The following is a 20,358-nucleotide window of genomic DNA, read 5'->3' as shown; positions in this document are numbered from 1 at the left end:
GCAACGAGTGTCTAACTTGAGAAGGCAGTGAGTTATGGCCGTCGGCAAAGAAATACGTAACCAGATTTCAAGCATCAAGAGCACGCAGAAAATCACCAGCGCCATGGAAATGGTGGCTGCGAGTAAGATGCGGAAGGCTCAGGAGCGCATGCAGGCGACTCGCCCGTATGCCGACAAGATGCGTCAGGTGATCGGGCACATTGCCAAGGCGAATGCTCAGTACAAGCACCCGTTCATGGTCGAGCGCGACGTCAAGCGCGTGGGCTATATCGTGGTGTCGACTGATCGTGGCCTCTGCGGTGGTCTGAACATCAACCTGTTCAAAGCGCTTGTCCGTGAAATGAAAGCGTGGAAAGAAAAAGGAGTCGAAACCGATCTGTGCGCCATCGGGCAGAAAGGGGCTTCCTTTTTCCGGAGCTATGGCGGCAATGTCGTTGCGGCATTGACCCATCTGGGTGACAGCCCGAGCTCTGAAAAACTCATCGGCAACGTCAAGGTTATGCTGGACGCGTTCTCGGAAGGCAAGATCGATCGCCTTTATGTGGTAAGCAACGAGTTCGTCAACACCATGACCCAGAGCCCGAAGGTGGAGCAGCTTCTGCCCCTGCCTGCGAGCGAAGACGAAGAAGAGATCAAGAACCAGTGGGATTATCTCTACGAGCCCGATGCCAGGCAGATCCTCGATGGCCTTCTGCCACGTTTTATTGAATCCCAGGTGTACCAGGGTGTGGTAGAGAATCTGGCATGTGAACAGGCAGCCCGGATGATCGCCATGAAGAGCGCAACTGATAACGCCGGTAACATTATCGACGAACTTCAGCTGGCTTATAACAAGGCGCGTCAGGCAGCCATCACCCAAGAGATTTCAGAGATTGTGAGCGGTGCGGCTTCGGTCTGATCACCCCACGATCCAACTGGTTTTATTGACTATCAAGATAACGAGGAACCGAGCATGAGTAGCGGACAAATCGTTCAGATCATTGGCGCGGTTATCGACGTGGAATTTCCACGTGACTCCGTACCCAACGTATATGACGCACTGCTGCTTGAAGGTGGCGAAACAACTCTGGAAGTCCAGCAACAGCTGGGTGACGGCATTGTTCGTACCATCGCCATGGGCAGCACCGAGGGCCTGAAGCGTGGCCTGAAAGCAGATAACACCGGCGCACCGATCTCCGTACCCGTGGGTACCGAGACCCTGGGCCGGATCATGGACGTTCTGGGTCGTCCCATCGACGAACAGGGCGACATTGGCGAGCAGGAAAAGTGGGCCATCCACCGGAAGGCTCCGGGCTATGCCGATCAGGCAGCCTCTGCTGACCTGCTGGAAACCGGCATCAAGGTTATCGACCTGATCTGCCCGTTCGCCAAGGGTGGTAAGGTTGGCCTGTTCGGCGGCGCCGGCGTGGGCAAGACCGTAAACATGATGGAGCTGATCAACAACATCGCGAAAGAGCACTCCGGTCTCTCCGTATTCGCAGGTGTTGGTGAGCGGACCCGGGAAGGTAACGACTTCTACTATGAAATGAAGGAGTCCAACGTTCTCGATAAGGTTGCCATGGTTTACGGCCAGATGAACGAGCCCCCCGGAAACCGTCTGCGTGTGGCCCTGACCGGTCTCACCATGGCCGAGAAGTTCCGTGACGAAGGCCGTGACGTTCTGCTGTTCGTTGACAACATCTACCGTTACACCCTGGCCGGTACCGAGGTATCTGCACTGCTGGGCCGTATGCCTTCAGCGGTAGGTTACCAGCCGACCCTGGCGGAAGAGATGGGTCAGCTGCAGGAGCGGATCACCTCCACCAAGACCGGTTCCATCACGTCCATCCAGGCGGTCTACGTACCGGCGGATGACTTGACTGACCCGTCCCCGGCGACCACCTTCTCGCACCTGGACGCGACCGTGGTACTGAGCCGTGACATCGCCTCCAAGGGTATCTACCCGGCGATCGATCCGCTGGATTCCACCTCCCGTCAGCTGGATCCGCTGATCATCGGTCAGGAGCACTATGAAGTGGCTCGTGGCGTGCAGACCAACCTGCAGCGCTACAAGGAACTGAAAGACATCATCGCCATCCTGGGTATGGACGAACTGTCAGAAGAAGACAAGCTGACTGTTGCCCGTGCCCGTAAGATCGAGCGTTTTCTGTCCCAGCCGTTCCACGTTGCTGAAGTATTCACCGGCTCCCCCGGTAAGTACGTGTCTCTGAAGGAGACCATCAGCAGCTTTAAGGGCATCCTCAATGGCGACTATGACGACATGCCTGAGCAGGCGTTCTACATGGTCGGTACCATCGAGGAAGCGGTCGAGAAAGCGAAGGAAATGAAGAGCAAGGGCGAGTAAACTGAAGCCTGAGCCCGAATTTCCGGATCGATCAAAGAGGCAACTGACATGGGTATGACCGTGCATTGTGACGTGGTAAGTGCCGAAACAAAGATCTATTCCGGATTGGTAGAAATGCTGATCGCAGCGGGTTCTGAAGGTGACCTGGGTATTGCCCCGGGTCACACTCCGCTGCTGACCCAGCTGAAGCCTGGTCCCATTCGGATCATCAAGCAGGGCGGTGAAGAAGAAATTCTTTACGTGTCCGGCGGATATCTGGAAGTCCAGCCCAATCTGGTGACTTTGCTGGCAGACACAGCCGTTCGTGCAAAGGATGTGGACGAAGCTGCTGCGCTTGAAGCCCAGAAAGAGGCTGAGAAGGCACTTGCCGACAAGACCGGTGAATTCGAGTATTCCCGTGCTGCTGCGGAACTGGCGGAGGCTGTTGCACAGCTTCGTACCATTCAGCAGCTGCGTAACAAAATGCGCTGAGCATTTTCGTTTCGGGTTTGCCGAACACCAAAGCCGCATCCTGAGCGGCTGGAATACCAGCGCACCGCGTTGGCGATCCGGCCCCGAAGGTTGCGGCTTTTTTATTGATTCAAACAAACATCCCGGGAGCCTGCGTTTTCCATGAGCCCGTTACACGTCGTGATCCTGGCCGCCGGCCAGGGCTCCAGAATGAAGTCCGCCTTGCCCAAGGTTCTGCATCCGGTGGCCGGCAAGGCCATGCTGCACCATGTGGTGGATACCGCGAAGCAGCTGGGGGCGGAGAAAATTCACACGGTGATCGGTCACGGTGCAGACCGGGTAAGGGCCTCCCTGGACGATGCGGCGGTGAACTGGGTGCTCCAGACCGAACAGCTGGGCACCGGCCACGCGGTGGCGCAGGCGTTGCCTGACCTGCCGGACGATGCCCGGGTCCTGGTGCTGTACGGTGATGTGCCGCTGACCCGCCGGGAAACCCTGGAAGCCATGGTCGGCGAACTGGATGAACGCAGCCTGGCCCTGCTGACCGTCGATATGGACAACCCGCACGGCTACGGTCGTATCGTGCGTGACGCCCACGGTGAGGTGCAGGCCATTGTCGAGCAGAAGGACGCCACCGCCGAGCAGCAGGCCATCCATGAAGTGAATACCGGCATCCTTGCCGTCGCCGCGAAGCACCTCAAGAGCTGGCTGCCGACCCTGTCTAACAGCAATGCCCAGGGCGAATACTACCTGACGGACATTATTGCCATGGCGGTAGAGCACGGCCTGGCTGTGACCGTGTCCCAACCGCTCAACCCGTTCGAAGTGCAGGGCGTCAATAACCGGGTCCAACTGGCCGAACTGGAGCGCTGGTACCAGCGCCAGCAGGCCGAGCGTCTGATGACCGAGGGGGCCAGCCTGGCCGATCCGGCCCGGGTGGATGTGCGCGGGGAGCTCAGCATCGGCAATGACCTGTGGATCGACGTGAATGCCGTGTTCGAAGGCACGGTCAGCCTCGGCAACAACGTGGTCATCGGGCCTAACTGTCTGATCAAGGATGCCACCATTGCCGACGGGGTCGAGATCAAGGCCAACAGCGTGATCGAAGGCGCCGTGATCGGTGCCAATGCCCAGATCGGCCCGTTCGCGCGCCTGCGACCGGGGACCGAACTGGCCGCCAACACCAAGGTGGGCAACTTCGTCGAAACCAAGAAAGCGGTCGTGGGTGAGGGCAGCAAAATCAATCACCTGAGTTACGTGGGTGATGCCTCCCTGGGTCGTAATGTGAATGTGGGTGCAGGTACCATTACCTGCAACTATGATGGGGTGAACAAGCACCGGACGGAGATCGGTGACGGTGTGTTTGTGGGATCGAATACGTCCCTTGTTGCCCCCGTCACGATTGCGCCGGAAGCGACGATCGGTGCCGGCTCCACCATCACCCGGGACGTCGCAGACAGTGAATTGGCCGTGGCCCGTGGCCGTCAGCGCAATATTTCCGGTTGGGAAAAGCCGAAAAAAGCGTAAACGAACGAATAGCGAACAGGTGACAACAGCATGTGTGGGATTGTAGGAGCGGTTTCCGAACGGGACGTCCAGGGTATTTTGCTGGAAGGATTACGCCGCCTGGAGTATCGGGGATATGACTCAGCGGGTATGGCCGTCATCGATGGCCAGAATCAGGTGCAGCGCGCCAGGGAAGTCGGCAAGGTCGCCGCACTGGCCGATGCGATCGACGCCAATCCCCTGAGCGGCAACCTGGGCATTGCCCACACCCGCTGGGCCACCCACGGGGAGCCATCCCGGGTCAATGCACACCCGCACATGTCCGGTGATCGTCTGGCCATTGTCCATAACGGCATCATCGAGAACTACCAGGAGCTGCGAGAAGAACTCAAAACCGACGGCTTCGAGTTCACCTCCCAGACCGACACCGAGGTGGTCGCGCACCTGATCGAAAAGAACTATCGCGAGCTCGGCGAGCTGTATGCTGCGGTAAAAGCCGCCATCACCCGACTGCGCGGAGCCTACGCGCTCGCCGTCGTCCACGCTGACGAGCCGGAACATCTGGTGGTGTGCCGTGAGGGCAGTCCGCTGGTTTTGGGCGTGGGTATCGGTGAGAACTTCATCGCCTCGGACCAGCTGGCACTGCTGCCGGTGACCGACCGGTTCATGTTCCTGGAAGAGGGCGACATCGCCGACATCCGCAAGGACAAGATCGAGGTCCACGACCGCGAGGGCACGCCGGTCGAGCGCCCGGTTACCCGTTTCGAGCACGGCGCCGATTCTGCCGACAAGGGCGAATACCGCCACTTCATGCTCAAGGAAATCTACGAGCAGCCGAAGGTGATCAAGGCCACCATGGAAGGTCGACTGACCGATTCCCGGGTTCTGGAACAGGCACTGGGTACGGAAGCGGCCAATCTGCTGGACAACGTTCGCCATGTCCAGATCATCGCCTGCGGTACCTCCTACCACGCCGGCATGGTGGCCCGTTACTGGATCGAGGAACTGGCCGGTGTGCCCTGTTCCGTGGAGGTGGCCTCCGAGTTCCGCTACCGCAAACACGTGATCCAGCCGGATACCCTGTTCCTGTGCATTTCCCAGTCCGGTGAGACTGCCGACACCCTGGCGGCCCTGCGTCAGGCCAAGCAAGCCGGTTTCCGCGCAGCCCTCGCCATCTGTAACGTGCCGGGCAGCTCGCTGGTGCGGGAATCCGATCTGGTGATCATGACCCAGGCCGGCCCCGAGATTGGTGTTGCTTCCACCAAGGCTTTTACCACCCAACTGACCGCCCTGCTGATTTTCTCCCTTGCGCTCGCCCGTCACAACGGTTTGGATGCGGAGCGTGAGGCAGAGATCGTCACCGCGATCCACCAGTTACCGGGCCAGGTCAGCAATATCCTCGCCCTGGACGGCGAGATCGAGGACATGTCCAAGGCCTTCATGGACAAGCACCATAGCCTGTTCCTCGGCCGCGGCTCCCAGTACCCGGTGGCGATGGAAGGGGCCCTGAAGCTCAAGGAAATCTCCTACATCCACGCCGAAGCCTACCCCGCGGGGGAACTCAAACATGGCCCGCTTGCGCTTGTGGACAGCGAAATGCCGGTCGTCACTGTCGCGCCCAACAATGACCTCGTGGAAAAACTCAAATCCAACCTCGAGGAAGTGCGTGCCCGTGGGGGGGAACTGTTTGTCTTTGCCGACAAGGCGGCCGACGTGAAGGCGGAAGAGGGCATCCACGTGATGCAGATTCCTTCAGTACATGAGATCACTGCACCGATTGTGTACACCGTGCCGCTGCAGCTGCTGTCCTACCATGTGGCTGTGCTCAAGGGCACGGATGTGGATCAGCCGCGGAATCTGGCCAAGAGCGTGACGGTGGAGTAAAGAGCCAGCCTTGGCATGCGAAATGCAAACGTTTAGGCTAAAGTTCGTTTCAGACGTGCTGGCGGGAGAGACCGGGTCGCGCAATTGCGTGACCCGGCGCCGAAGGAGCAACTGCCCCGGAAACTCTCAGGCAAAAGGACCGCTAGCATGAAGACTTTCCGAAGAGCTGCCGACGACCGCGTCCGTCGGCACACCGAAGGAGCAAGCGGCCGCTTTCATTGAAGCGGCGCGTGAATCTCTCAGGTCCCGTGACGGAAGGGGTGCTGTCCACCATGTTGTGTGGAGAGGAAACCCTGGACGCCCCTGGAGATTTTCATGAAGCGAATTGCAGTTATTGGCGGTGGTATTACCGGTATCACCACTGCTTACACCCTGGCCAAGCGCGGCTTCGATGTCACCGTGTACGAAAAGCACCGCTACGCCGCGATGGAGACGTCCTTCGCCAATGGGGGGCAGCTCTCGGCCTCCAACGCCGAGGTCTGGAACAACTGGCAGACGGTGATCAAGGGCATCAAGTGGATGTCCCGAAGAGATGCACCGCTGCTGGTCAATCCCAAGCCCTCCTGGCACAAGCTGAGCTGGTTCGCCGAGTTCATTGCCGCCATCCCCCAGTACGAAACGAACACCACCGAAACCGCCCGCCTGGCGATTGCTGCCCGGGATCACCTGTTCCAGTGGGCGCAGGACGAGGGCATCGATTTCGACCTCAAGAAGCGGGGCATCCTGCATATCTACCGTGACAAGGACGGCTTCGATCATGCCGCCCACGTCTCGAAGCTGCTCGCCGCCGGAGGGCTGGAGCGCCGCGCCGTCACGCCCGAAGAAATGCGTGCCATCGAGCCCACATTGGCCGGCAGCTATTACGGCGGCTTCTATACCGAGAGTGATTCAACCGGGGATATCCACAAGTTCACCCACGGGCTGGCCGAGGCGATCCTGCGCCTCGGAGTCACGACCTGTTATGGCCACACCGTCACCGAACTGAGCGCGGACCAGAGCCATGCCTGGGTGACCGCGGACGACGGCGAACAGCAGAACCGTGAAACCTTCGATGGCGTGGTGATCTGTGCCGGCGTGGGCAGCCGGGCGCTGGCGAAGAAGCTCGGGGATCGCGTCAACATTTATCCGGTCAAGGGCTATTCCATCACGGTTGAACTCAACGACGAGGACTCGCAAAAATCGGCGCCGACGGTCAGCCTGCTGGATGATGCCACCAAGATCGTGACCAGCCGGCTGGGCGATGACCGGTTCCGGGTTGCCGGTACCGCGGAATTCAGCGGTTTCAATCGGGATATCCGCGATGACCGGATTCGGCCGCTGACCCGCTGGGTGGAGCAGTGTTTCCCGGGGGTCAGCACCCGACGGGTCATACCCTGGGCCGGTCTTCGCCCCATGTTGCCCAACATGATGCCCCGGGTCGGACCAGGCCGCCTGCCGACGGTGTTCTACAACACCGGTCATGGCCATCTGGGCTGGACGCTGTCTGCGATTACGGCCGAGATGCTGGCCGATGCGGTTGAAAAGGCTTAGGCTCCGGAGTCAGCCATAGTGGGGGGAATCCACCCCCCCATTCACCGACCGACCCCCGACTTCTCGACGTTCCTGCCGGTGTCCCGATGACACCGGTTATCGGAAAAACCGTGTCCAAACCACAACAAATTCTGACCAGACTTTGAGTATCTGAGGAATTTATTCGTAATAACAAAGGCTTAGTCTGTGGCATGCAAAATGCAGGACCATACATGAGCAAAGCCCTGAGGGCTTTTGAGAAATACAATGTATGAGGTCCCTGGCCATGTTGGACATAACCAATCCCTTCTACTCCGCAACTCCCGACCCCATCCCGGATCAAGAACAAAGCCATGCGGAGGTACCCGGGCTACGGTAATTGCCGGTAACCGAGCCATCCTGGAGTGTCCGGGAGCTTGTTGCTCTTTGCGACCAATCAAGCCGTTTTGCAGGTGGCGAGCTGGTTACCAAGTTCAACGAAAACCCCGGAGCTCTCTATGTGGTCGGAAGTGGCGCCGCCAAGAGTTTCTACTACGACGCCGACGGCAATGAGCGCATCACCGCATTTTATCTCCCTGGAGAGGTCTTTGGACTGGAGGGGCTCAATCGCAACAATCTGTCTATCGCAAACAAGATGTTGGTGACGGGACACCTGTTCCGTATTCCTTTCAGCCAACTCTTCTATCTGCTCAGCAGGGATATACAGTTTTCGAAATATCTCGTCGAATTGCTCAGCTATGAGACGTTCGATGCGCGAAGAATGTCGATCATCAACGGCCATTACACCGCAGAAGTCCGGCTCGCCTACTTCCTGTTGAATCTGTGGACACGGCTAAAAGCGCAGTGCCACCAGGATCATGTCCTGACCTTGCCGATGACACGGATCGAAATAGGCAATTTTCTGGGGTTAACGCCGGAAACCATCAGCCGGTGCCTCGCTCTTTTCAAGAAAAACAATTGGATCGAGTCGCGCGGGAGAAAGATCAAACTGGTTGATATGGACAGCCTGACCCAGCTGGTCACCGGCACTTCGGCCTGGAATTCGCGACACATCAAGTCACTGTGCGGGAAAACAGCAGCCTGAAAGCTCACGCAATTCAAAGCGGGTTAATCAAATGATATCCGATCATTCCGTAGTGAATGCCGCCCGGGAGCATGCCAATGCCGAGCTCCCGGGTGATTTTGCCATGTGGCTGTTCATCCTGATGGAGCTGACGGTTTTTGCCATCTTTTTCATCAGCTTCGCCGTGATGCAGAGCCTGTTCCCCGAGATGTTCGGGGCCGGAAAAGCATCGCTGCACCCGGTGGCGGGCATGATATGCACACTGGCCCTGATCACCAGCAGTTACTTTGTTGCCATGGCCGGAATCCAGTTGAAGCAGGGGGATCACCGTCATTGCGGTTTTCTGCTGGTCGCGGCACTGGTGGCCGCCACGGTATACCTGGTGACCAAATTCTGGGAGTACTCGGAACTTATCGGCGCGGGATACGACCTGTCGACCAACTCGTTCTATACGCTCTACTTCTTCGTCACCTTTTTCCACTTGATGCACGTGGTGCTGGGCATGGTGATCCTCGGCTACATGTTCTACCGGGCATGGCAAGGGGCGTATGCCGCAACGGACCATTCCGGTTTTGAGTCCGGGGCTTCCTATTGGCACATGGTGGATCTGGTCTGGATCATTCTGTTTCCCATCATGTACATAATCCATTGAGATCCGGAGGGCACGGCACCATGAGTACATTGACCATCAAGGCAACCAATTCCTGGCTGATTCTCAATGCCCTGACTCTGCTGTCGCTGGCTGCCACCGAACTGGTGGGGAACCTGTCGGTGCTGATCCTGTTCGTCGTGCTCACCGTTATCGTGAAGGGGCAGACGATCGTTGATGTGTTCATGGGCCTGAAAACGGCACCCGTCACCTGGCGGCGGCTTCTGCTCGCCTACGTTGTCGTGGTTCCGGGCATTATCGGAGCGATCATGGTATTGCTGTGAGTTGCAGGTAGCTCACAGCACCCCCGACCAGGAAGGTCATCACCAGGAAATAGCCGGTCACAATCCATCGAGGGAGAGGCGCCGCGTTTCTCAGGTTCATGAACTCCCGGATGACCCAACGTCCTTTCAACACCACCACCAGACAGACGAAAACGGTCCCGGTGACAGACGGTTGACCGGACTCCCCGATCAACACACTCAGTAACGTGAGCCCGACCAGTGCCAGCCACACCACGCGCAGGTTCTCGCCACCCTTCGTTCCGGTCGTCCGGATTGGTTGGAATTTCGGCATGAAACTACCTCAATACATAAACCAGGGGAAACAGGAGAATCCAGACGAGGTCGATCATGTGCCAGTAGCTCGCCGCGCCTTCCAGGCCTTCATGGGAATTGGGTGTAAAGTGGCCGAGGGCGGTAAGCACAGCTGTGGCAAGAATCGTGACGGTTCCGATCACAACGTGGAGGAAGTGATTGAACATCAGGTAGTAGTAGCTGGTGAAAAAGTAGTTGGTCCGGGACGTCAGGCCCATCGCTGCGTTCCACTGGTATTCCCAGGCCTTGATCAGGCAGTAGGTCACCCCGGCAGCCACGGTGCAGAGTAACCAGACCACGGTGCGCCGTTGTGCCCCGTGTTTGATTGCCTCGACGGCGCGGGCGATGCAGAAGCTGCTGGTGAGCAGCACCAGAGTGTTCAGCAACCCTGCCAGGGTATTGAGCTGAGAGGGCCCCGCGTGGAAATCCTCAGGGAAGTAGAGTTTGGCCACCAGGAATGCCAGGAAGAAAAAGCCGAACTCGGTTAACTCCGCGTAGATGAAAATCCACACGGCGATATTTCCGGGCGTGTGCTGTTCTGTTCCGACGCAAACGGGGTGGCCGGTTCTGGAGATCTCGGCTGCAGTCATTCAGTTCGCCATCAGAAGTGAGCGTCTACCAACCGTATCAGCGGCTCCAATGTTGACGGCTCGTCCGTCAGCGGCTCGATCAGGCAATACAGGCAGGCCTTGCGCGCAGGGCACCCGCTGCTGAGCATCTTGCCCGCGTAGATCAACAGGCGGGTTGAGACTGCCGCCTTGAGGTCGATATCGGTCAGTCGGCGAATGTCCGTCGCGAGTTTGACGAGTTGGCCGGCGGTTGCCTCATCAATGCCCGCCTCATGGGAGACGATCGACGCTTCCACCGATGGCTCCGGATAATCGAAACTCATGGCCACGAAGCGTTGCCGGGTACTGGGCTTCAGGCCCTTGACCATGTTCTGGTAGGAGGGGTTGTAGGAGATCACCAGCATGAAGTCATCATGGGCAATCACGGTTTCCCCGGTGCGCTCGAGGTGAACCGTACGCCGGTGGTCCGACAGGGAGTGCAGCGCAACCGTCGTGTCCTTGCGGGCCTCGATGATTTCGTCGAGGTAGCAGATTCCGCCTTCGCGAGCTGCCCGGGTCAGGGGACCATCCTGCCAGTAGGTCCCTTCCGGGCCCACAAGGTGCCGGCCCAGCAGGTCTGCCGCGGTCAGATCGTCGTGGCAGGACACGGTATACAGGGGGCGTCCAAGCTGTTGCGCCATGTGCTCGATAAAGCGGGTCTTGCCGCAGCCCGTTGGCCCTTTGATCAATACCGGCAGGCGATGCTGGACCGCGTATTGAAAGATTTCACATTCATCATTTTGAACCTGGTAATGGGTGCAGGTATTCATGGTGACCTCAGAGTCAGTGCGTTGATAGGTTCAGATAAATTCGCGGGAGTACGCCGGGCAGCTGGGCGGGGTCCCTGACCACCGCAAAACCGTCCCGGCCAAACAGGTAGGGCAGGTAGTCGTGGCCCTGTTCATCCACCGTGACGCAGTAGGGGGTAATGCCCTGGCGCTGGGCTTCGATGACGGCCTGGCGGGTATCCTCGATGCCGTAGCGCCCCTCGTACTGATCCAGGTCGTTGGGCTTGCCATCGCTCACCAGCAACAGAACCCGGTGAGCCTGTGGCTGCATGTCCAGGATACGGGTGGACTGCCGGATCGCCGCTCCCATGCGGGTATAGAAACCCGGTTTGATGCGGGCAATACGGCCACGGACCCGATCGCTGTATGGCTCCCCGAAGTTCTTCATTAACTGGTAGCGAACATGGTTACTGCGCACGGACGAGAAACCGTAAATGGCAAACTCGTCCTGTATCCGGTCCAGTCCCTCGGCCAGAACCATCAGACTGTCGCGGATCACATCAATAACCTGGCAGTCGTCACTGACGTAGCCTTCGGTCGAAAGGGACAGGTCCGCCAGGATCAGGCAACCGAAGTCACGGTGATGCTGGCGCCGGTCGAGGAAAAAGTTCTGGCGGGTCGTATCCTTGACCGGCCGGCTGTAGTCGTCGAGCCAGGCATCAAGGTCCAGTTCCTGACCGTCGGGCTGGCCTCGGAGCCGGGTGCGCTGGAGTCCCAGTCGGGAGAACTGCTGTTTGACCTCGTCGGCGGTCCCTGCCAGGTGTGGCGGTAGTGAGACCGGCTCCGCGTCATCCGTCAGCAGAGGCTGCAACAGGCAAACATCCGGTCGCAGCCTGCCCTGTTTGAAGTGCCACTCCGGCAGGCGGATGCCCGGTCCCAGGCAGAGCTCATCATTCTCCGCCGCGGGCAGGTCCAGGTCGAACTTCACCTTTGCCGCAGTCGCTTTGCGCCGACTTGAGACCGTAATCAGATCGAGGTCGCTGGCAACCTGGTCGAGGTCCCCATCGCCGTCGTCGTCCTGGCAGCGATCAAGGTTGATCTGTTCGGTCCAGCTCATCAGGCTGTCGGGCAGAAAGACCAGCAAGCCATCGGTTTCGTGTTCGTCATCGATGCGCTGCGCCTGTTTGCGCTGTTCCAGTCTGGTTTGTCGGGGAGAGCGTTGCCCGGGGTCGCGCTCCGTCGAGCTGTCGTCACTGGCCTCCGGAACGCAATGAAGCGTTACAGGTGGAGGATAAGACCACAACCAGACGGGAAAACAGTCGAACCGGGCGAAGGGCAGGTCTGCCAAGGCACCCGGGTTGCGCAACGCCTCTGCGACCGCCCGTTCCCGGCGTTGCAGGTCATCCGGCAGATCCTCCGCCGGTGGCCTCAGCGTCAACAGCGTCTCGGCAAGCTCACGGTACTGTCGGCCAAGACCGGGGTAGTGACCGATGAGTGCCAGCACGGTCTGCTGGTTGTCGGCAAACCAGTTGTGTACCTGCGGCAGGTAGGCAGCCATTGCGACCTGCCAGTAGTACAGGGCGGTGTTTAACCGGGCTGAAGGGAACACTGCCAGTGACGGTGGCAAGCGCACGCTGCGTTCATCCTGCCAGGGCAGGGCAAAACGCTGGTGAGTGCCGGCGACGCGCTGCATACCGGTTCGCCTGAGCCGTACCCGTCGGGTATCCGCCGGCTCCAGAGTTTTACCCGGCGCGCCGCCTAACGCGTGGTAATAGAGCGTCAGCTCCGCCTGCAGATCCGCCAGGCGGACCGAGGCGCCGGAGTAATCCGACGCCACCTGTCGGGTAACCCAGCGATCCCAGATCTTGCCAATGACTTCTTCCATAGCGGTTCCTCGGGTGCGGCGGTTGCCGCACACCCGGGACCCGGTCAAACCGGATCGCGGGGAGCGGACCGCCTGTGGGATTAGTTCACCGCGGCACTACGGCGTTTCGGGTAGGGGAGCGCGGGCTTCTACATCCACGGTTTTGGCTCCGACAAAGAAGCTGGCGAAGTACGCCACCAGGCCGAGGGCGAACAGGACACCGAAGCCCAGCCGGACCCAGTACATGCCCATCAGCTCGCCTTGTGTGGCCATGAAGCTGAGCGCCTCACCGGATTCGGGTATGCGCTGGAGAGCGACCTGCAGGGCGCCGGCTACCGTCAGGGCCAGGGTAATACCCGACATGGCGATGCACATGGCCCAGAATCCGAACTTCTCCACTTTCTGGGCCGACACCGGGTTGCCCTGGGGGCGACCCCGCAGGATGGGCATGGCATAGGAAATGATGCACATCACGATCATGGCGTAGGCACCAAAGAACGCCAGGTGGCCATGCGCGGCGGTCAGCTGGGTCGCGTGGGTGTAATAGTTCACCGGGGCGAGGGTATGGATAAAGCCCCACACACCGGCACCGAGGAACGCCATCACGGAGGTGCCCAGCGCCCAGGTGACGGCCACCTGGTTGTGGTGCTGACGCCGGCGCTCCCTCACCATCTTGAAGGCAAACAGTACCATCATGAAGAAAGGCACAGGCTCCAGTGCGGAGAACACGGACCCCATCCACAGCCAGTACTCGGGCGGCCCGATCCAGAAATAGTGATGCCCCATGCCGATCAATCCGGAAATCAGCGCCATGGCGATGATCAGGTACAGCCATTTTTCGATGTGTTCACGATCGACACCGGTGACCTTGATCAGTACGAAGGCCAGAATCGCGCCAAGAATGAGCTCCCACACCCCTTCAACCCAAAGGTGGACGACGAACCACCAGAAGTACTTGTCGAGCGCCAGGTTGACCGGATTGTAGAAGGAGAACAGGAAGAAGACCGCCAGACCCACGAGGCCGGTAATCAACACCATGTTTACGACGGTTTTTCTCCCCTTCAGGATGGTCATCCCGATATTGAAGATGAAGGACAGGCAGACCAGGACAATGCCGAACTTGGTAATGGTTGGCTGTTCGAGGAATTCCCGCCCCATGGTGGGCAAGAGGTGATTCTGGGTGATGCGAGCCAGCTCCGCGTAGGGCACAAGCAGATACCCGAGAACCGTCGCAACCGCGGCAGCAGCAAAGACCCAGAAGGTAATGCGTGCCAGTCTCGGGCTGAACAGCTCGGTCTCGGATTCCTCCGGAACGAGGTAGTAACTCGCTCCCATAAAGCCGAACAGTATCCATATGATCAGGAGGTTTACGTGGACCATCCGCGCCACATTGAACGGGATGGCCGGGAACCCGATATCACCGTCGATATACTGGATGCCCATCAGCAGACCAAACACGATCTGGCCCGCAAACAGGATCAGCGCCATAATAAAGTAGGGTTTTGCAACCAGTTGAGAAGTGTATTTCATAAGTATTCCCCGCCTCAGCCTTCGATGTTGGGTGGCCAGTCGTTGTCGTTGATTCTTGACGTCCAGATCAGGAATTCCGCGAGCGCATCGACTTCTTCCTGGCTAAGGTCGAACTGAGGCATTTTTCGCCGTCCGGGATTATCCATAGGCTGAGCCGCGAGCCATGCCTGCATGAAGCCCTTGAAAGCCTCTTCGTTCGCCAGACCCCGGCGATCAAACACGTTCGCCAACTCGGGCGCGTAGTAGGCGCCTTCGCCCATGAGGCTGTGGCATCCGATACAGTTGTTGGTTTCCCACAACTCTTTGCCAAGGGCTACTTCGGGGGTGATCTTCTCATCGTTGCTCCGCTCCGGGAGTTGACGCACGGTATCGACGGTCAACCCCAGGAGCAGTAACAGAAAGAAGAAGCCACCACCGTAATAGATGTTCCTGGCCATACCTTTGGTAAATTTCTCAGCCATTGCTGACTCCTGTTATGCATTGGTATTTCAAACTGCACAGGGGTAGAGCAAGTCACGTACCATGATTTCAGTTGACTGTTTTTATTGGTTTTATTGAAAATTCGTGTGGCTCCGTAGTAAAAATGACAGCGTCAGGCTCATGTCATATCGATAGCGGGTGTCATTTCGACAGCGCATTAGATCAGGCCGAGTTCCAGCTGCGCTTCCTCGCTGACCATGGCCATGTCCCAGGGTGGATCAAACACCAGGTCGACCCTGGCTTCCTCCACCCGCGGTAACCGGAGCACCTTCTGCCTGACCTCTTCGGTGATCACCTGGCCCATGCCGCAGCCCGCAGCGGTCAGGGTCATCTGAACGTGAACGCGGTAACCTGTCCGGGTCCGGTGGCAGTCCACGTGGTACACCAGTCCGAGATCGACAATGTTCACCGGTATCTCCGGGTCGTAAACGGATCGCATTACCTGGTAAATGTCCTGATCGGTCAGCGCTGTCCCGGTGTAGGCCGATACATCGATGGAGGAACTTGCCGGTTTGCCGAGGGCATCGGCATCGGACTCATCAATCCGGGCAAGATTTCCGTTGATCAGGACAGTGAAGCTCCCTCCCAGCGCCTGGGTAATCGTTACCTGAACATCGCCAGGGATCAGGATTTCGGTACCGACCGGTACCAGTCTGGCGACACACTCCCGTGTGGTTGTCACGTTTTCCCGCAGCTGTTGCATGGTCATACCTCACTGCACGTTGTCTGAATGAGGTAGCAGGAACAGAAAATCCGGCAGACTGCCCGTTTCCTGCTATCGGCGGTGTGTCCGATGCATAACCCAAGCCATGACATAACTCGCTGTTTTTTCGTAAATTAAATGGGGTCTTCGGCCGGGCGGCGTCGAAATGACACGAGTCTGTTGTCACGGGCATGGGCAGGCGTTGTCACAGGGATAACGGAGAAATTGACCAATCCTTGGAGTGGGTGTTTTTTGTTTGCAAAATCAGTTGCTTGAAGACATGGCCCCGGAATTGCTGACTGGAAATGAAACAGGCAGCAATTCAATCATCGGAAAAGAGGGGATACCCATGCTGGTCGATTTCAATGCGGCTCTACTGGCCAAATACGACACCTATGGCCCGCGCTATACCTCGTACCCCACGGCCGTCCAGTTTTCGGATGAGTTCGGGGAAATGGATTACCGGCTGGAACTGGAACAGAGCAATCAACAGCGCACACCCCTGTCCCTCTATTTCCATATTCCCTTCTGCAAGTCGCTGTGTTTTTACTGCGCCTGCGCGAAGATCATTACCAACAAACAGGAACGGACCATTCCCTACCTGGAGCGTATCCACGCCGAGATTGTCCGGCAGGCGGAACTCGTGGATCCGAACCGGGAGGTCAGTCAGCTCCACTTCGGGGGAGGCACGCCCACCTATCTGCATGACGATCAGCTTGCCGCTCTGCTCGGGGAGATCGCCAGGAACTTTACCCTGGCACCGCCCGAGTCCCGTGAGTTCTCGATTGAGATCGACCCGCGCGCGGTACGCGACACCACCATTCCCCTGTTGTACGAACTCGGCTTTAACCGCATCAGCCTGGGGGTGCAGGATTTTGATCCCAGAGTGCAGGCTGCGGTAAACCGGATCCAGTCGGTGGAACAGACGTTTGCGGTCATTGATGCGGCCCGCGCGGCAGGCTACCGATCCACCAATGTGGATTTGATCTACGGACTGCCCCATCAGACCGTGGACAGTTTCAGTACCACCCTCGATACCGTGTTGTCGAAACGGCCGGAACGTCTCGCGATCTATAACTACGCCCACATGCCGGACAAGGTGAAAGCCCAGAAGCTGATCAATGTGATCGACCTGCCATCCCCGGAGACCAAGCTGGCTATCCTGGAGATGACTGTCGAACGTCTGCAGGGCGCGGGGTATGTCTATCTCGGCATGGACCATTTTGCCCTGCCTGATGATGAGCTGACGCTGGCAAAAAGCAGTGGCCAGCTGCAACGCAATTTCCAGGGATATTCCACGTACGCCGACACGGACCTGATCGGAATCGGCATGACCTCGATCGGCAGGATCCATCACAGTTTCAGTCAGAACATGCGAGAGGAGGACGATTACTTCAAGGCCATCGACAGCGGTGCCCTGGCGATTGCCCGGGGTTACCGTCTCTCCCTGGACGACCAGATCCGGCGGGATGTGATCCAGGCGCTGATGTGCCAGAACGAAGTTGTCTACGAAACCATCAGCCAACGCTATGGAATTGATTTTTTCGATTACTTTTGCAAGGAAATGCGGCAGCTTGCCGGTATGGCGATCGATAGCCTGGTCGTGATCAACCCACACCGGATTACCGTGACACCGACCGGCCAATTACTGTTGCGGAACATCGCGATGGTGTTTGATGCCTACCTTGATCCATCGGAAAGCCAGCGTCAGTTCTCGAGGGTTATCTGACTCCTTTTGATATCCGAAGCTGTGGTTGTGACATCACGGCGACCCAAAAAAGCCAGCCAGAAAAGTCAATAAAGTTACTCAAGCTATTGGTATTGCGAATAAATTAATAAATGGCACAGAAAATGACTCCCGGGTACCCGTACTTGTCAAAAAAGCGCTACAGAGGAGTAGATGTCAGATGAGTGAGTACCCTGTCATTAATACCGATCGCCGTCGTTTCTTCAAAGGAGCCGCAGCCATTGCCGGTACGGTTGCCGCCGGGAGTGTGGCGGCGTCCAATGCCCACGCCAACAAGATAATGAATGCACCATTGGGTGAGACTGCGGATACAAACGCCTTGCTCGCCTATTCAGCGGACCAGCTGGAGGTATTCGAGCAGCAACTGGTGGCGCCCCCGTTTTTGCCGACACACTCCCAGAGTGCGGCCGGAAAGCCCGTCGTCGTCAAAGTCACTCTCGAGATCATTGAGAAAGAGGTGGAGGTCGAACCCGGGGTGAAAATGTGGGCCATGACCTTCAACGGGTCGATACCCGCCCCGATGATTGTCTGCCACCAGTATGATTTTGTCGAAGTGACTGTTGTTAACCCCGGCACCAACAGCATGGCCCATAACATCGATCTGCACAGTGCCACCGGTGCGCTGGGCGGTGCCGGACTGACACTGGTCAACCCGGGTGAAAAGGTCACGCTCCGGTTCCGTGCCATCAAGTCCGGTGTGTTTGTTTACCACTGTGCACCGGGTGAGGCGATGATCCCCTGGCATGTTGTGTCCGGTATGAACGGCGCCATGCTGGTGTTGCCCCGTGAAGGCCTGAAGGATGGTGCAGGTAACCCGGTGCGCTACGACCGGGCCTATTACATTGGCGAGCAGGATCTGTACCTGCCAAGGGATGAGTCCGGCAAGTACAAGCGCTTCAACTCGCCGATGGAGGGATTCGCCGACACCATCAGGGTGATGGAAGGGCTGATCCCCACCCACACCGTATTCAATGGCGCCAAAGGCGCGCTCACCGGCGAGTCGGCGCTGACTGCCAAAGTGGGTGAAACGGTGCTCTTCATCCATTCCCAGGCCAACCGGGATACCCGTCCTCATCTCATTGGAGGACATGGTGATCATGTCTGGGAACGGGGCTCGTTTGATACCGCGCCGTTAACCAATCTCGAAACCTGGTTCGTTGCCGGTGGCAGTGCCGGGGCGGCCACTTATACATTCCGGCAGCCGGGGATCTACGCCTACGTGAATCACAATCTCATTGAGGCCGTTTCTCTCGGGGCCGCGGCCCATGTAAAGGTAGAAGGTGATTGGGACGAGAACCTGATGACTCAGGTCAGTGCGCCTTCCCCCATCTGATGCCGCACCTGCCATACCCACGGGACCCGGCCCACGCCCGCCTCCCGTGGGGTTTTCAGACCATGTTTTGAATCAGGACCGGATGTAATGGCACTCAATACTGTTCGCTTGGCCGGAGCTGTTGTCATGCTGCTCGGTTTAACCCTGGCGCATGGGTCGCTGGCGGAAGAGATGCCTCCGCCCGAGTCGCCAGCGTTAGCCGAAGAAAACACTACCGTGGAGCTCTCTGCCAGGGCGCTGGATCGGGCCATGAGGAACCTGGTGGACCGGTGGAGAATGGCCCTGGACCAGTCTGACGGTGTGCCGCACCTGAGTACGTTGCTGGAGACGCACCCCTTGCAACTCGATCTGGTTCAGGGGTCGTTCAGAACGCTGCGAGAGCTGCAAACCTGGATCACTGACCGTCAGCAAACCCTGGCCTCCAGCCAATACACCGTAAGCAAGGTTGAAGCTCAGTGGCTGGATCAGCAGACCCTGAGGCTCGAATTCGAGTATGCCACGGTCGAAAAGACCGTTGAGGGCCCGCCTGAGTGGTCCCGGATCAGGGCGGTCTCTGGCGTGTGGATTATCGGAATCCGGACAAGCCACGGATCCTGGAGATGTCAGAGCACTATCTGCCACCGGCATTCAACTCCGGCGCACGAATCCAGTGTTAGTCCGACAGGAGTCAACCATGAAATCCAAGCCTCTCAAGGCCACGGCGCTCCTGCTGGCGGCCACCCTTGCTGTTCCCGGCCTTGTCTTTGCCTCAGAACTTCCGGTCCTGCGCGGTGTGGGGGGAGACTTCCGCATGAACAGCACCCTCGGCCATGAAACCAGCTTGAGTGAGTTCAGTGACAAACTGGTACTGTTGACGTTTGGCTATACGAATTGCCCGGACGTCTGCCCGGTCACCCTGGGTTTCCTGAACAAGGTCATGTCAGAGCTTGGGGCGCAGGCGGGCAGAACCCAGGTGTTATTTGTGTCACTGGACCCCGAGTACGATACCCCTGAAAAGCTGAAGAACTACCTCGCTTTCTTCAATCGGGACTTTATTGGACTGATGGCGCGGCGTGAGGTACTCGATGATGTTGCCCGTCAATACAACATTCGCTACGGGAAACTCTCCAGCCTCCAGGTCAGCACCCGGTTCCGGAAACTCAAGATCCCGAACCAGGCACAACAGGCGCAACCGGACGAGGCCGATACGTCAGCGCTTTATTACCACAGTACCGTCATTTACCTGATTGATTCCCAGGGCCGGGTACGGTCGTCCTTTGATACCACGACCGCCGTAGCCGGGGTGGTGGATGGGGTCAGAGCTCTTTTGGGGGAATAAGGCAGATACCCGGACCGGCGAGGTTGGGCCGGTCCGGGCCGTAAGG

At 58.3% G+C, this 20,358-nt stretch carries 19 protein-coding genes and 1 riboswitch; of the genes, 12 read left to right on the top strand and 7 right to left on the bottom strand.

The features are described from left to right. The first annotated feature begins 34 nt into the window (after positions 1–34). From atpG to MD273_RS11155, 9 genes are all read left to right on the top strand, one after another. Positions 35–898: a F0F1 ATP synthase subunit gamma gene (gene atpG / locus MD273_RS11195; RefSeq protein WP_239037883.1), complete on the top strand. Its 864-nt coding sequence runs from the start codon at positions 35–37 to the stop codon at positions 896–898. A gap of 54 nt (positions 899–952) precedes the next feature. Further along, entirely contained in the window at positions 953–2,344 is a 1,392-nt protein-coding gene (gene atpD / locus MD273_RS11190) for a F0F1 ATP synthase subunit beta (protein ID WP_239037882.1), read from the top strand. 48 nt (positions 2,345–2,392) lie between these two features. Beyond that, positions 2,393–2,815, top strand: coding sequence for a F0F1 ATP synthase subunit epsilon (locus tag MD273_RS11185; protein ID WP_239037881.1), 423 nt, complete (start codon positions 2,393–2,395; stop codon positions 2,813–2,815). Positions 2,816–2,956: 141 nt separating this feature from the next. Then, on the top strand, positions 2,957–4,321 hold the full coding sequence (glmU, locus tag MD273_RS11180; RefSeq protein ID WP_239037880.1) for a bifunctional UDP-N-acetylglucosamine diphosphorylase/glucosamine-1-phosphate N-acetyltransferase GlmU: 1,365 nt from the start codon (positions 2,957–2,959) through the stop codon (positions 4,319–4,321). Between the two features lie 30 nt (positions 4,322–4,351). Continuing rightward, a complete protein-coding gene (gene glmS / locus MD273_RS11175) occupies positions 4,352–6,184 on the top strand; it encodes a glutamine--fructose-6-phosphate transaminase (isomerizing) (protein WP_239037879.1) in 1,833 nt (610 codons plus the stop codon). A gap of 52 nt (positions 6,185–6,236) precedes the next feature. Beyond that, a riboswitch (glycine riboswitch) is annotated at positions 6,237–6,336 on the top strand. 163 nt (positions 6,337–6,499) lie between these two features. Continuing rightward, positions 6,500–7,714, top strand: coding sequence for a D-amino acid dehydrogenase (locus MD273_RS11170; RefSeq protein WP_239037878.1), 1,215 nt, complete (start codon positions 6,500–6,502; stop codon positions 7,712–7,714). A 358-nt stretch (positions 7,715–8,072) separates the two neighbouring features. Next, complete coding sequence (locus tag MD273_RS11165; RefSeq protein ID WP_239037877.1) at positions 8,073–8,777, top strand: Crp/Fnr family transcriptional regulator; 705 nt, start codon at positions 8,073–8,075, stop codon at positions 8,775–8,777. Positions 8,778–8,808: 31 nt separating this feature from the next. After that, a complete protein-coding gene (locus tag MD273_RS11160; protein ID WP_239037876.1) occupies positions 8,809–9,408 on the top strand; it encodes a cytochrome c oxidase subunit 3 family protein in 600 nt (199 codons plus the stop codon). 20 nt (positions 9,409–9,428) lie between these two features. Next, positions 9,429–9,689 (top strand): cytochrome C oxidase subunit IV family protein, encoded by a 261-nt coding sequence (locus MD273_RS11155; RefSeq protein WP_239037875.1) that lies wholly within the window; start codon positions 9,429–9,431, stop codon positions 9,687–9,689. On the opposite strand, the gene MD273_RS11150 is transcribed toward MD273_RS11155, so the two are convergent. The 7 genes from MD273_RS11150 to sufT form a co-directional block, all read right to left on the bottom strand. After that, positions 9,673–9,981, bottom strand: coding sequence for a cytochrome C oxidase subunit IV family protein (locus MD273_RS11150; protein ID WP_239037874.1), 309 nt, complete (start codon positions 9,979–9,981; stop codon positions 9,673–9,675). The two genes, MD273_RS11155 and MD273_RS11150, sit on opposite strands and share 17 nt — an antisense overlap. A gap of 4 nt (positions 9,982–9,985) precedes the next feature. Further along, complete coding sequence (locus MD273_RS11145) at positions 9,986–10,591, bottom strand: cytochrome c oxidase subunit 3 family protein (RefSeq protein ID WP_239037873.1); 606 nt, start codon at positions 10,589–10,591, stop codon at positions 9,986–9,988. A gap of 11 nt (positions 10,592–10,602) precedes the next feature. After that, positions 10,603–11,379: a CbbQ/NirQ/NorQ/GpvN family protein gene (locus tag MD273_RS11140; protein WP_239037872.1), complete on the bottom strand. Its 777-nt coding sequence runs from the start codon at positions 11,377–11,379 to the stop codon at positions 10,603–10,605. A gap of 13 nt (positions 11,380–11,392) precedes the next feature. Then, positions 11,393–13,222 carry a nitric oxide reductase activation protein NorD gene (locus tag MD273_RS11135; protein ID WP_239037871.1) on the bottom strand — a complete coding sequence of 610 codons (1,830 nt, stop codon included), beginning with the start codon at positions 13,220–13,222 and terminating at the stop codon, positions 11,393–11,395. Positions 13,223–13,318: 96 nt separating this feature from the next. Next, positions 13,319–14,731 carry a cbb3-type cytochrome c oxidase subunit I gene (locus MD273_RS11130; RefSeq protein ID WP_239037870.1) on the bottom strand — a complete coding sequence of 471 codons (1,413 nt, stop codon included), beginning with the start codon at positions 14,729–14,731 and terminating at the stop codon, positions 13,319–13,321. A gap of 14 nt (positions 14,732–14,745) precedes the next feature. Then, positions 14,746–15,192, bottom strand: a complete 447-nt coding sequence (locus tag MD273_RS11125; protein WP_239037869.1) for a c-type cytochrome — start codon at positions 15,190–15,192, stop codon at positions 14,746–14,748. A gap of 176 nt (positions 15,193–15,368) precedes the next feature. Beyond that, entirely contained in the window at positions 15,369–15,920 is a 552-nt protein-coding gene (gene sufT, locus MD273_RS11120) for a putative Fe-S cluster assembly protein SufT (protein ID WP_239037868.1), read from the bottom strand. Positions 15,921–16,257: 337 nt separating this feature from the next. On the opposite strand from sufT, the gene hemN reads away from it, so the two are divergent. The 3 genes from hemN (at position 16,258) to MD273_RS11105 (ending at position 20,312) form a co-directional block, all read left to right on the top strand. Then, entirely contained in the window at positions 16,258–17,643 is a 1,386-nt protein-coding gene (gene hemN / locus MD273_RS11115; protein ID WP_502846060.1) for an oxygen-independent coproporphyrinogen III oxidase, read from the top strand. A 178-nt stretch (positions 17,644–17,821) separates the two neighbouring features. After that, on the top strand, positions 17,822–18,994 hold the full coding sequence (gene nirK / locus MD273_RS11110; protein ID WP_239037866.1) for a copper-containing nitrite reductase: 1,173 nt from the start codon (positions 17,822–17,824) through the stop codon (positions 18,992–18,994). Positions 18,995–19,667: 673 nt separating this feature from the next. After that, positions 19,668–20,312, top strand: coding sequence for an SCO family protein (locus MD273_RS11105; RefSeq protein ID WP_239037865.1), 645 nt, complete (start codon positions 19,668–19,670; stop codon positions 20,310–20,312). The last annotated feature ends 46 nt before the right edge of the window (positions 20,313–20,358 follow it).

The sequence above is a fragment of the Marinobacter sp. C7 genome (assembly GCF_022343555.1).
Classification (GTDB): Bacteria; Pseudomonadota; Gammaproteobacteria; order Pseudomonadales; family Oleiphilaceae; genus Marinobacter.
Note: the sequence above shows the minus strand (reverse complement) of the source record. Positions and strands in the feature narration are given on the sequence as shown.